This window comes from Cochlodiniinecator piscidefendens (assembly GCF_011326755.1).
In the GTDB taxonomy this organism is placed as follows: Bacteria; Pseudomonadota; Alphaproteobacteria; order Rhodobacterales; family Rhodobacteraceae; genus Cochlodiniinecator; species Cochlodiniinecator piscidefendens.
In genome coordinates this window covers 112,665-125,943 of sequence record NZ_JAAOIE010000004.1, presented here as the reverse complement: position 1 = coordinate 125,943, position 13,279 = coordinate 112,665, and the positions used below count along the sequence as shown (strand labels likewise).

At 50.1% G+C, this 13,279-nt stretch carries 11 protein-coding genes; 8 read left to right on the top strand and 3 right to left on the bottom strand.

From position 1 onward, the window contains the following. Positions 1-268 precede the first annotated feature (268 nt). The 5 genes from G9C99_RS12120 (at position 269) to G9C99_RS12100 (ending at position 6,226) form a co-directional block, all read left to right on the top strand. Complete coding sequence (locus G9C99_RS12120; protein ID WP_166417775.1) at positions 269-1,135, top strand: HalD/BesD family halogenase; 867 nt, start codon at positions 269-271, stop codon at positions 1,133-1,135. Between the two features lie 33 nt (positions 1,136-1,168). Then, complete coding sequence (locus tag G9C99_RS12115) at positions 1,169-2,722, top strand: ABC transporter substrate-binding protein (RefSeq protein ID WP_166417774.1); 1,554 nt, start codon at positions 1,169-1,171, stop codon at positions 2,720-2,722. 68 nt (positions 2,723-2,790) lie between these two features. Then, a complete protein-coding gene (locus tag G9C99_RS12110; protein ID WP_166417773.1) occupies positions 2,791-3,747 on the top strand; it encodes an ABC transporter permease in 957 nt (318 codons plus the stop codon). A gap of 4 nt (positions 3,748-3,751) precedes the next feature. Next, the gene (locus tag G9C99_RS12105; RefSeq protein WP_205859853.1) at positions 3,752-4,579 is read left to right on the top strand and encodes an ABC transporter permease; all 828 of its coding nucleotides are present in this window, start codon (positions 3,752-3,754) and stop codon (positions 4,577-4,579) included. Between the two features lie 12 nt (positions 4,580-4,591). Then, complete coding sequence (locus G9C99_RS12100; protein ID WP_166417772.1) at positions 4,592-6,226, top strand: ABC transporter ATP-binding protein; 1,635 nt, start codon at positions 4,592-4,594, stop codon at positions 6,224-6,226. Positions 6,227-6,332: 106 nt separating this feature from the next. Here the strand turns inward: G9C99_RS12100 and G9C99_RS12095 are convergent, their stop codons facing one another. From G9C99_RS12095 to G9C99_RS12085, 3 genes are all read right to left on the bottom strand, one after another. Next, the gene (locus G9C99_RS12095) at positions 6,333-7,952 is read right to left on the bottom strand and encodes a N,N-dimethylformamidase beta subunit family domain-containing protein (RefSeq protein WP_205859852.1); all 1,620 of its coding nucleotides are present in this window, start codon (positions 7,950-7,952) and stop codon (positions 6,333-6,335) included. Next, on the bottom strand, positions 7,949-8,884 hold the full coding sequence (locus G9C99_RS12090) for an aminotransferase class IV (protein ID WP_166417771.1): 936 nt from the start codon (positions 8,882-8,884) through the stop codon (positions 7,949-7,951). Before G9C99_RS12090 ends, G9C99_RS12095 begins: the two co-directional genes overlap by 4 nt. A gap of 102 nt (positions 8,885-8,986) precedes the next feature. Then, on the bottom strand, positions 8,987-9,913 hold the full coding sequence (locus tag G9C99_RS12085) for a LysR substrate-binding domain-containing protein (RefSeq protein WP_166417770.1): 927 nt from the start codon (positions 9,911-9,913) through the stop codon (positions 8,987-8,989). A gap of 81 nt (positions 9,914-9,994) precedes the next feature. On the opposite strand from G9C99_RS12085, the gene G9C99_RS12080 reads away from it, so the two are divergent. From G9C99_RS12080 to G9C99_RS12070, 3 genes are read left to right on the top strand one after another with little or no spacing between them, the layout of a single operon-like run. Continuing rightward, on the top strand, positions 9,995-11,320 hold the full coding sequence (locus G9C99_RS12080; protein WP_166417769.1) for a phenylacetate--CoA ligase family protein: 1,326 nt from the start codon (positions 9,995-9,997) through the stop codon (positions 11,318-11,320). A 13-nt stretch (positions 11,321-11,333) separates the two neighbouring features. After that, the gene (locus G9C99_RS12075) at positions 11,334-12,089 is read left to right on the top strand and encodes an enoyl-CoA hydratase/isomerase family protein (protein WP_166417768.1); all 756 of its coding nucleotides are present in this window, start codon (positions 11,334-11,336) and stop codon (positions 12,087-12,089) included. After that, the gene (locus G9C99_RS12070; RefSeq protein ID WP_166417767.1) at positions 12,086-13,252 is read left to right on the top strand and encodes an MFS transporter; all 1,167 of its coding nucleotides are present in this window, start codon (positions 12,086-12,088) and stop codon (positions 13,250-13,252) included. Before G9C99_RS12075 ends, G9C99_RS12070 begins: the two co-directional genes overlap by 4 nt. Positions 13,253-13,279: the final 27 nt, after the last annotated feature.

Genomic DNA, 13,279 nt, shown 5'->3' with positions numbered 1-13,279 from the left:
TTTTGCGCATTTGGGCTGCTTCCTTTGCATTGATATTTACGGTCTCTTTGAGTGAATACAAAGTCACTGCATCACATCTGATTTTCCTGAGCCCTCATTTTCATAGATGAAATCCATTCACCTAAACTGGAATATTTTGTGATTGCTTTGAATGCTGTCGAAGAGGAGCTTGAGCGAAATTTGACGATACCCCGTTGATGGTGAGGAGCATCAATTGGGGTCCCAGTTCGACTGGGTACAATTGTCTGAATTTTCGGGAGGATAGAGAGTGACGCTTCAAACTACGCAAACACCACCATCTGAATTGCAATATACGACGCATCAGCTTTTTGATACGACACAATACCCGATTGATCAGCCAGAGAGCAAAGGCTTTCAAGATTTGCTAAAGCTGGCACGCCACGGATTAGATGGCGTAAACTGCGCAAAGCTTGATGATTTCATCCGGCCAGAAATCGTCGCAAAGATGCAAGAAGAGGCCACGGGCCTAAGCGATCAGGCTGTATTTCATTCAGCCAACCTGAACCCGTATTTTTCCGAAGCACCGGCAGAAACGCCAGAAGATCACCCGCTTAAACGTTTCTCCCCCCGGCGCCACGGTATGGTACGTGCAGATTTGTTTCCGCGCGACGGAGTCATCTGGGCCATTTTTCAAAATCAGGATCTTTGTCGGTTTGTCGCTCATGCATTGGGCTATGAACATCTCTATACCTACCGCGACCCATACGGCAGCGTGAACGTGAATGTTCAACCAGATGGCTGCGAATTTGCATGGCACTTTGATAACAACGAATTCACGGTTTCGCTTGGGCTAAAGCAATCTGCACAGGGTGGCGAATTCGAATATGTTCCCAACCTACGAAGCGTCGACGATGAGAATTATGATCAGGTACGTGCAGTGCTTGACGGTAAACGCGACGATCTGCGTTCGCTGGTCCTACGGCCCGGTGACTTGCAGCTATTCAAAGGTGGCTACACTCTGCACCGCGTAACTGCCCCGAAAGGCAAAGAGCGACAAAGCCTGTTGCTTAGCTACGTATCCGATCCGCACGACATCACAACATCTGACAAAGCTATTCGCATTTGGGGCGAAGCAGCACCAGAACACTATGCGCGCGACAAACGAACGGCCTAAGCCGTCTCGCATCCAACAACGGAGACTATTTCCATGACACTGAAACTTCTAAACGGATCAATCGGCCGTCGGGGCTTTTTGGCGGGCTCTGCAGCGGCAGTGGGTTTGGCACATATGCCACTACCACTTCGAGCGCAGGCGCAAAAAGGCGGTACTTTCCGTCTGTCTGTAAACCAAGGCGGCACCACCGACACCCTAAACCCCGCAGAGGCCAATGGCTCTCAGCAAATTATGGTTGGTTGGGCTCTGCGCAACAATCTGACGGAAATTGGCTCTGACAATGCATTACACCCAGAACTGGCGACGAGCTGGTCATCTGACGATGCGGCCACGTGGATTTTTCAACTTCGCCAAGGCGTAACATTCCACAACGGAAAATCCCTGTCTCCTGAAGATGTTATTGCCTCGCTGAATCTCCACCGTGGCGAAGATAGTACATCTGGCGCCAAGTCATTGCTTGCTGGTGTAACAGACATCTCAGCTGAAGGTGACAGCGCAGTACGCATCACACTCGATGCACCAAATGCCGATTTCCCATTCATCCTGTCAGACTACCATTTCCAAATTATGCCAGTCGGCGCAGATGGTCTACTTGATATGTCTGGTGTTGGGACCGGTGGGTATACTTTGGCAGACTGGAATCCAGGTATCAAAACTGTACTGCAGCGTAACCCGGATTACTGGAAAGAAAATGCTGCTCACTTTGATACCGTCGAAGTGCTTCTTATCTCAGATTCAGCCGCTGCAACAACTGCACTTGTGACCGGCGAAATTGATGCAGTTCAATCTGCAGAATATCGTACATTGTCGCAATTGGGCCGTGATGAAAACATCGCAATTGAATCTATCTCAGGCGGCTTCCATCCAACATTCGCAATGCAATCAGGTGTTGAACCGTTCAACAATCGGGACGTACGCCTTGCGTTGAAATACGGTGTCGATCGCGAAGCATTGGTTGATCGCGTCTTGCGCGGCCATGGTACCGTTGCAAACGACCACCCGATTGCGCCAACCATGCCCTATTTTGATCCAAGCATCGAACAGCGGGCTTATGACCCTGACAGAGCCAAATATCACCTTACCCAAGCGGGCTTGGATAACCTGAGCGTAAGCTTGAGCGTATCAGATTCCCTGTTTGCAGGTGCTGTTGATGCTGTCACGCTGTACCGCGAACATGCGGCGCCTGCGGGTATTGATGTTCAAGTTGCCCGTGAACCGGGTGATGGGTATTGGTCTGATGTCTGGATGAAGAAACCCTTCTTCACCGGGTCATGGGGTGCACGCCCAGTTCCGGATATGATCTTCGCAACAGCATACGCTCAGAATGCAGATTGGAATGAATCCCAATTCAACCATGATCAATTCCAACAACTCATGATCGCAGCAAGATCTGAATTGGACGAAGCGAAGCGCGGGCAAATGTATAGCGATATGCAAGTGATCTTGCGCGATGAAGGTGGGTCCGTGATCCCGTTCTTCCGCAACTTTGTTTATGCGCGCCGTACAGGTGTTGCCCACAGCGAGAACGTTGCATCGAACTGGTCGCTTGATGGGTACAAAGCCATCGAACGCTGGTGGGCCGTCTAATTTACCAATCATCCCGGTGGCGATCAGTCGCCACCGGACTGCCTTTCGCTTTCAGGTCTGGGAACCTAATGCACCCCCTTATCAAACTCGTAATCCAGCGCCTTGCTCTCGGCTTGCTGACGCTCTTTGTCGTTTCTCTGGTGATATTCATCTCAATTGAATTGCTGCCTGGGGACGTCGCACAACAGGTCCTTGGCCAATCAGCAACCCCTGAAACGCTGGCAGCATTCCGACAAAAGCTCGGTCTGGATCTGCCAATGCACACCAGATACCTAAATTGGCTAGGCGCAATTCTGCAGGGTGATCTGGGCACTTCTCTGATCTCAGGTGCTTCTATTACAGAACTATTGTCAGAACGCCTGTATAACACATTCTTTCTTGCTGGATTTGCTGCTCTGATCTCGGTGCCACTTGCGGTATGCCTTGGTGTGATCACCGCCCTTTATCGCGGCACCCCCCTCGACAGAGCAATCAATATTGTCTCTTTGACAGCGATTTCGGTACCTGAATTTTTCGTGGCCTATATTCTGGTGTTTATCTTCTCGGTCGAACTGGCATGGTTTCCATCAATAACCAACCTATCGCATGATGCTGGCCTAGGCGAACGCCTGCATAGAACATTCTTACCAGCGCTGACACTTACCTTGATTGTCACCGCGCATATGATGCGTATGACACGGGCGTCACTGATAAATCTATTGGCTTTACCATATATTGAAATGGCCCGCCTTAAAGGCGCGAGCCCAGCCAGAACCATTGTCCGCCATGCCCTACCTAATGCCATCGCCCCCATTGTGACCGTGATCGCAATCAATCTTGCGTATCTGATCGTGGGTGTTGTGATTGTCGAAGTGGTATTTGTTTACCCTGGGCTTGGGCAGCTTTTGGTCGATAGCGTTTCAAAGCGGGATTTCACCGTCGTGCAGGCCGCCTGCCTGATCTTTTCCGCCACATATATTCTCTTTAATCTTGCGTCTGACCTGATTTCGATCGCGTCAAACCCTCGCCTGATGCACCGGAAGTAAGACCATGCACGCAGCTTTACATGAAATCCGAAAAATCCCGCCAACTGCGCTGTTTGGTATGTTGGTGATCACCCTATATATCATCGTCGCCGTTTTTGCGCCTATCCTGGCCCCATATGGCGAAAGCGAAATCGTCGCTTATGAGTTTGAACCTTGGTCTTCCGAATATTGGCTTGGGACAGATTCACTCGGCCGTGACATGGCAACGCGCATGATCTATGGCGCTCGCAATACAATCGGGATTGCATTGATCACCACCCTTTTGGCCTTTTTCATAGGATGTGTTGCAGCCTTTTTATCCGCAACACTTCAGGGTTGGGTAGATCAGGTAATTTCACGCGCAGTGGATGTGGTTATTTCCATTCCAACATTGATCTTTGCGCTCCTACTTCTGACTATTCTTGGTACATCCGTTTACAGCCTTATTGGCGTAATTGCGCTGATTTACTCGACCTTTGTCTTTCGGATTGCCCGAGCCGTGGCCATGGGCATCGTCGTTATGGATTATGTCGAAGCCGCCCGTATTCGTGGCGAAGGTCTGTGGTGGGTCATGAGCCGGGAAATCCTGCCAAATGCTGCCCCGCCATTGGTTGCTGAATTTGGCCTTCGGTTTTGCTTTGTGTTTCTTACAATTTCTGGCCTTAGCTTTCTGGGTCTTGGCATTCAACCACCCGCAGCTGATTGGGGGTCAATGGTACGCGAAAATGCGTCACTGATTACATTCGGGGATTTAACGCCACTTATCCCGGCTTCTGCTATCGGCTTATTGACTGTTGCCGTGAATTTTATTGTCGACTGGATGCTTCACAAAGCCAGCGGACTGAAGGACTAAGGGGAACCAACCATGACAGATACAACCCCACTTCTGCAAATCCGCGATCTGGTGATCGAAGGACGCGCACAAGACGAATGGAACCCGATTGTTAAGGGTCTCAATTTGAACTTAGGTCGCGGTCAGGTTCTTGGCCTCATCGGAGAAAGCGGCGCAGGTAAATCAACACTTGGACTTGCGGCGATGGGTTTTGCCCGAGATGGGTGCCGGTTTTCGGGCGGCACGGTGCATTTCGATGGGATCGAACTGTTGGGCGCTGATCGTGCAACACGGCGCAATTTGCGTTCAACACGTATTGCCTATGTCGCGCAATCCGCCGCAGCAAGCTTTAACCCCGCTTACAAATTGATGAGCCAACACACTGAGTTTCCGGTTCTTAAACAAGTAAGCAGCCGCTCAGAAGCAGAAGAAGACGCCATAACATTATACCGTAAATTGCGCCTTCCCGACCCGGAGACCATCGGGTTTCGATATCCGCATCAGGTGTCAGGCGGTCAGTTGCAACGCGCAATGACGGCCATGGCAATGGCGTGTCGGCCAGATCTGATCATCTTTGATGAACCAACAACAGCGCTTGATGTAACGACTCAGATCGAAGTTCTCAGCGCTATACGGGACATTGTTGACGAATTTGGAACATCAGCCATTTATATCACGCATGATTTGGCTGTTGTGGCGCAAATGGCGGACCAAATCATGGTCTTGCGCCATGGCGAGTTGGTCGAAGAGGCCCCTACGCGTACAATGCTATCCGATCCGCAAGAAGACTACACCAAAAGCCTATGGGCCGTTCGTTCATTCACGGCCCCCGCAAAACCCGCCGTAAAAAAGGGAACTGAACCCGTATTGTCATTGCGCAACATCACGGCGCAATACCCGGGCATGCCACGACCTGTGCTTGAAGATATTTCAATCGATTTTCATGCTGGGCGTACTGTCGCTGTTGTCGGCGAAAGTGGATCTGGGAAATCAACAGTGGCCCGTACAATTACAGGGTTGTTGCCACCTATCAGCGGTGAAATCATATTGGACGGCGCACCATTACCCGACAAATACGCGAATAGAACAAAAGATCAGTTGCGCGCCTCGCAGATGATTTATCAAATGGCTGATACCGCACTGAACCCAAAACAACGCATTCGCGACATCATCGGCAGACCCATGCAATTTTATCGCGGTTTACGTGGGCATGCGCTCACCGAAGAAGTCAGGGCGTTGTTATCAGCGATTGAGCTGGAACCCGACATTTACATGGATCGATTGCCGTCAGAATTATCAGGCGGGCAAAAACAGCGGATCGGCATTGCGCGCGCATTGGCGGCAAATCCCAAGTTTATCATTTGTGACGAAGTCACTTCAGCGTTGGATCAGCTGGTCGCTGAGGAAATCCTGAAATTGCTCGATAAACTGCAAAACGAATACAATCTCGCCTACATGTTCATCACTCACGATATTTCGACTGTGCGCGCCATCGCAGACGATGTGGTTGTCATGCAGATGGGCAAGATTGTTGAGCAAGGCAGCAAAGACGAAATATTCACACCGCCTCATGCTCCATATACGGATTTATTGCTGTCTTCTGTGCCCGAGATGGACCCGGATTGGCTTAACAACACGCTAGAGGCGCGAAAGTCAGCTTCTATCTGATCAAAACCGCTTAAGCGGGCCACTTAACTATAGAACTTTATGTGTCTAAGTGGCCCGCTAGAGCCTGAATTCTTCGTACACCTCATCGACGTCAGCACCATTTGTTTTATCGGTCTAGAAAGCGATCCAGTACATTTCGGGTTACTTGTTCAACTGCGACATCCCGACGTACGAGCCCTGCAACCCATTCAGTTGTACCAGCATGAAAAACTTCGCCGGCACCCCGAGAGAAACAGACAATCATTCCTGATCCACGATTTACCCGCGCCAACGTAGCTTCATCTGTTTTTTCATAGAACATCTCTGCAATAAACTTTGCGTCCTCATCTCCAACAAACAGCGTATCACCTTCGCTCAAAGCATCTTCGCGCAGCCGCGCAAGGCCAAGCCCGAGAATTTCCAGACCCTCCGGTAAATAATCCGTTGGTACCGGATACGGAAGGCCGTCTTCGATGCGGTATTGTAGACCATCGACCTCATACCCGAAAATCTTTGACTGTCCGCCCAAGATATCCCCATATCCAAGCTGCGCACCAACAAAGGCCCAATGATCTTCTCGATAAATGGTAAAGCCTCCTGCGCCCCGAGGGGCCAGCCCCCCAAATCCCGCGTAAAGCCCCGATGTCGCATCAAGCCCAAAGGTTGCCCGCCCCGGGTATTTGATTTCCGGCGCTTCCCACGAGTTGGTCGTCAGATGAATTTGATCAGTCCCATAATATGGGTCTTCGGCGCGGGCTTTGTATTTGTGGCAAATTTGACGATCTCCTGTTTCACTCAACCGAATTTGCCACATGAAATTTCCTGCAAACCTAGCGACATGGCCTCCGCCATCGACATATTCATCAATGGCCTGTCTCATAGGTCTACTCCAGTATTCATCATGCCCAACGCAGATGACACATGGTACACCCTCTAACAACGATGGGTCGCGATGCAGATCACGTTGACTCAAAAATTCTAACGCATACCTGTGTTGTTCCGCCCAGTGCACAAAGGGGCGTCCATACATCGCCCAACCTGCAGAGGCGTATTTCTTTGAATATCCGTGTTTCCAGGCCCATTCCATATGTGGGTAAAGAGGAACATCATCACTTGGAGGTCGTGTCGGCAATGTTCTCGGGGCTTCATCCGGCAAAGAAACCATTCCGCACGCGTAGGGTCGTTGCACGCTCAGTTCTGGCGAAAACCTATTACTATTGGATTCTATAACACCTTCGTAGTGGTTGGAGCCGCCCCAATCATTATATGCGTTCCAAGTTCCGTCAGCGACCAATAAAACAGCACGACGCGTTTGATTTCGATCAGCGCGGATCAGGACCAGATGTTCAGTTGACGCCCCATCGCTCGCTGTCATTACCAATCGACACACACAAGAAGGCCAATCAGGATTCACCGGAACCTGCAAAACTTCAGGCCATCCGCAACCGACGACAGATGCATTTTCCGGCGTTTCAACCCATCGAGAATGAGCGACACCAGACCATAAAAGGCGACAGGCCAAACCATCACTCCAAAGTTCAAATTGAACATCTTCTGCGGTGCTGGTTGCGTGAATGCGAATGATATCACCCGCGCCATAAGACAGCTGGTCAGTGTAGCACCATGCTTCGGGTGTTCCATCGCCACGCGGCGTTTCATACCACTGCCGTAAATGAACCGGCGCAGCAACATCCCCCCGAGAAACAAAGTTCGGGTTCTGTAAAAGGCGTTTTGTGGTGAACGTCATAACCCGGTGCTCGCAGGTCCATCAGACAAAAAGCTCAGATATTGATCGACGTAATCCATTCCCACCAGTTTTGCAAAACCATCCATAATCTGCTTTGTGACTGGCCCCGGCGCGCCACTGGGGTAAGGTTTTCCGTTTAACGTTGCAACAGGGCACACACATAAGCTGGTCGAGGTAAAAAATGCCTCTTGCGCATCAAATGCCTCATCGAATGACAGATCTTGTTCATGTATAGGAATATTCAACCCATCACACAGATCAATCGCCACCTGTCGACTGACGCCTGCCAAAACGCATTCAGTCGTTGGGGTGAACACAGCGCCGTTCCGCACTACGAAGAAATTGCAGCCAGCACCCTCAGCAATGTTTCCCTTGTGATCAGGCATCAGCGCCCATGCGCCGGGGAAATCCGCGGATATTTCCTTCTGCGCTAATATCATATTGAGATAGTTGTTCGTCTTAGCGTTCGGGCTTATGGCTCCGGGGGCTATGCGACATCGATCCGTTAATCGTGCATCGATTCCGTGCTTAAAAAATGGCGCTCTAGCGCGCAACGGTATTGGAATACAATCAATGATAACCGTCGGCCCTAGATTCCTAGCGGGTTCCCCGTCGAAATTCTGCAATCCGCCTGTCACCCGAAATGTGACCCAGTAATCCTCATTTGAGCGTAGCATCGGTAAATTGCGCGCCACAAGATCAACGGTTGCGTCGATCATTTCAGCCCGTGACATACCGATCACAATTTTTGCGTAGGTAAGACTTTCGATGAGCCGATCCATATGCTCTTCGAGCTTAAAGAGCTTACCGCCAAAGGTTCTCCATGTGTCGAAAACGCTGTCACCATAGACAAAACCCAGATCTCTTATAGAAATGGATGCTTCGGACTCAGGGATAAACGCCCCGTTCACATAGGCAATCCGGCTAGACACATCAAAACCCTCCCATGGTTTATCTATACTTAGCGGCCTCGACGTGGCACATCCTTCCTGTTTGCGACATGGAATATGTGACTGCGCTTCAGACGGTCGAGGCTAAGTATCCGGCGACGCCTCTGCAGTCAGCCAAGCCAATATATCATCTAGTGTTGCCCGCCATGATTGCCGATAATTGGCTACTGTATAATAGCCCAGATTGGTAATAACCTCCTCTGAGACAGGACGAATGAGCCAGCCGCGTCTCAGGTAATCATCTACGATCTGATCCCACCCAATAGCGATACCTCGACCAGCCAGCGCAGCCTGAATAGCGAGCGTATAATTGTTGAATGTGGCTCCGCGCAATTCTTCAAACTTCTTACCATGCGCTTGGAAAAACCCATTCCAGTCTAGCCAAGGTTGATTTTCAGATTGCACCTTAAGCAACCTACGCTTCGGCAAATCATCAATGGAATGTATTGGATCACTATTTTCTGCAAAACCGGGGCTGCACACAGGGAAACCACATTCATTGAAAAGCAGCCCAACCTCCCCATCGTCCCAATTTCCGTCGCCAAATCGTATGGCAATTTCAGGGTCGGTGTTTGAAAGACGCTGTTCTTGCTCTACCGTGCGCACCACAATTTCAACATCGGGATTAGCATCTTGATATAACGTCAACCGGGGCATCAACCAATATGTCGCCAAACCATAATTGGCGTATATCGTTACACGGTTTGGTGGAGCACTTCGGTCAATTGCCCTGCCCGCCTCAACAATTTCAAGAAGTCCTGAAATCACTGCTTTGTAATATAATTCACCGGCATCAGTCAGTATGACGCTCCGATGTTCCCGCGCAAAAAGCGTCGCACCAAGCGCATCTTCCAAAGACTTCACCTGACGGCTGATGGCCGGTTGGCTAACATTCAGCTCACGCGCAGCAGCAGTAAAACTGCCGAGCCTGACCGACGCCTCAAAAGCAAGCAATGACCGCAACGGCGGAAGTGCGCGATTTAAATTTTCCATAATTTCAGCGTATGCCATTCATGATTTTTTTCAACCTGCACAATCCATAATATCCGCCCGATAAGCCTAGTATTGTAACTCAATGCATGAGGCACACGCATGGATGGCAATTTCTGGAATACCGAACTCGAAACACTATCAGCAGATGAATTGCGCCGGTACGAAGCGCCGCTTCTCACCCAGCAGATAGAATATCTATATACACATTCAGAGTATTACCGGGCTCAATTTGATAATGCTGGCCTAAAGCCCAGCGATGTTACATGTCATGAGGCCCTGGAACAGGTCCCTTTCACTGAGAAAAAAGATCTCGCTCAGACACAACGTGAAGGCGCGCTAATAGGACCGCATCAATGTGCGCCATCGTCTGATATCGTGCGAATGGTTGGGACGGGCGGAACATCAGGTAAACCAATGCGCATCGGTTGGACGCGTAATGACATCCATGCTTACAACGAAATGGGTACGCGCGCGTTATGGATTTTGGGGTGCCGTCCCGGTGATCTGGTATTGAACTGTTTTAATTATTCGATCTACGCCGGCGGTGTGATGGATCACATGTCCTTTGAACATCTTGGCGCAACGGTCATGGCTTATGGCGTAGGAAAATCGCGTGCTCTGTTGGATATGTTTGCTGACATTCCGGGCGATAAATGTCTTTATTCCACGCCGTCCTACGCGGTTAGACTTGCCGAAGTTGCAGCTGAAGCAGGAATTGATCCTTTAAGTTTGAACATCAAAAAGGGCTTCTTTTCTGGTGAAGCAGGGCTGCAGGTGCCAGGATATCGTCAGAAGATAGAAAAAACCTGGGGGATGAGCACCCACGACCTGTATGGCATTGCAGAGCTTGGGTGCCAAAGTGCCGAGTGCGAACATCACGACGGCATGCATTTCTGCGGACAAGGTTACGTAATTGCCGAACTGATCGACCCAGATACGGGCGCAGTAAAACCTATGCGTGACGGAGAAAAAGGTGAACTGGTTTATACGTCGATCAGGCGCCAAGCTTCCCCTTTGCTACGCTTACGCAGCCACGATTACGTTCAGGTAAAAACCAGCCCTTGCGCCTGTGGACGCACAGGTTTTCGGTTCCTCACAGAGGGACGCAGCGATGATATGTTTGTGGTAAAAGGTGTAAATATCTTCCCGACAACTGTGCAGGATGTCCTGCACGATCTTGAGCCACGCCTAACCGGTGAATTTCAGATCGCACTGAATTCCCCGCCCCCTTTTGACTACGCTCCTCGCTTGATCGTCGAAGTTTCCAACAATGTCCCGCGTTCACAATATGAAGCGCTCATAAACGAAACCGAAGCACTTGTTAGTCGCAGAGCTGCATTCGCCGTTCGCGTCGAACTTGTTCAGCAAGGGACCATCGCCTCAGAACACAAAACAAAGCGCGTGTTGCGCAATTACGAAGCTTGAAGGACAAAACACAATGGCAATTCAGAGTGAAATCAACAACGGTGTACTCTGGGCGGTAATTGATCGCCCCAAGGCCCTAAACGCCTTTGATATTCCAGATCTAGAAGAACTGCTTCAGCTTTTCCGCGACGCCAAAGCAAACCCAGACATTAAGGTGATCACCCTAACTGGCACAGGTCGCGCCTTCAGTGTGGGTGCTGATATCAAAGCAATGGATAAAATGACCGAAGAAGAATTCGGCAAAGCGGCATCCCTCTATCAAGTGTTAGCGCGCGAAGCATTGGCATTGGACAAGCCTATCATCGGCGCAATCAATGGCTTTGCCCTTGGGGGTGGTTTAGAAGTGGCGCTGATGTGTGACATGCGCATCGCAGGAAAATCCGCCAAATTAGGCCTGCCAGATGCGTACATGGGATTTAGTCCAACTGGTGGATTGACCTGGCTTCTGACAAAAATGGTAGGCCTGAGCGTTGCAATGGACATGGCTCTGAGCACAGACATGCTGGATGCAGATGAATCATTACGTGTTGGTTTGGTCAGCCGAGTGGTAGAAGATGATCAGCTAGAGACCGTCACTCGCGCATTGGCCGAACGCATCGCAAGCTTCCCCGAACGCGGCCTACGAAACATCAAACGGTCATTCTATATGGCAGCAGATGCTGATTTTGCTTCTGTCCTTACCCTTGAAGAAGCCTACGATTCCGATTGCTTCCGCTCAGAAGGGACACAAGCCGCCTTGAAGGACTTTATAGAATCTCGACGCAAATGATGACCAAAAACCAAAAACAAGCGCTGGCCGGGGCCGCGCTCCTTTCCTTTGTATTAGGATCGCTCCATGCCTTTTCGGTATTGCTTTTGGCGATGGAAATAGATTTTGGCGTTTCGCGCAGTGCCGCGAGTGTTACCTATTCCATCGCACTCGCGTCTTTGGCTGCTGCAGTTCTTATGGGGCATACCCTATATGCACGTTTCACTCCGGCTGTTTATGTAACTATGGTCGGGATGTTAGCTGCTGCGGGCTGCGCACTGGCTGCTTTTAGTTCATCTATGGTCTTCATTTGGTTGGGCTTTGGTTTGATTTTCGGCACTGCCAATGGTTTAGGTTATGGATATGCGCTTCAGTTTTCAGGCCGTATTCTTCCAGAAAACCGAGGTTTTGCAATGGGATTGATTACCGCCATTTATGCGCTTGGTGCGGTGATGTTTCCAATCCCGTTGCGCATTGCCGCGAATTTCGGTGGATGGGTGGCTGCGCTTTTGTTTCTGGCAATCTGCCTATTACTGATCTCCGCGTTAAGCGCGATATCGCTAAAACACTCGCGCATGCATTATGTCGCAGACGCGCAAGTTGAAACAACCACAACAAAAGGTCTAAGGCCGGAAATCACATGGCTTTGGTTCAGCTATTGTGGTGCAGTAACAGCTGGCCTGATGATAATTGGCCATGCGACAGGCATAATCGAAGCCAGAGGAAGCAACCCACTCTGGATCACTGCGGCCCCAATCATAATCGCACTCGCAAATATGGTGGGCAGTTTACTTGGTGGTGTTTTGACCGACAAACGGGGCGGGCGATCCGTTCTGTTATGTCTTTCGATATTATCAACAGCAGCCCTACTGTTCATGGCGTTTTCATCCAACTGGATCACAACGTTAATCGGATTGGCGATCGTCGGCTTTGCTTATGGGGGAACCATCGCCGCATATCCGGCATATATATCGCATCGTTTTGGTACGATGACAGGAACCGTTATCTATGGCCGCGTTTTTACAGCTTGGGCAGCTGCCGGATTACTAGGTCCATCGGCAGCAGGGGTGTTTTTTGATCAATTTAACAATTATCAGGCAGCGTTGATATTAGCGGCGTTGGCCGCAGCTGTTTCGTTGATTTTACTTGTCACCAAAATCAAATCGGTCTCGGAAGCTCAATAAAATAGGCCCAACCGTTTTCGCGGTCGG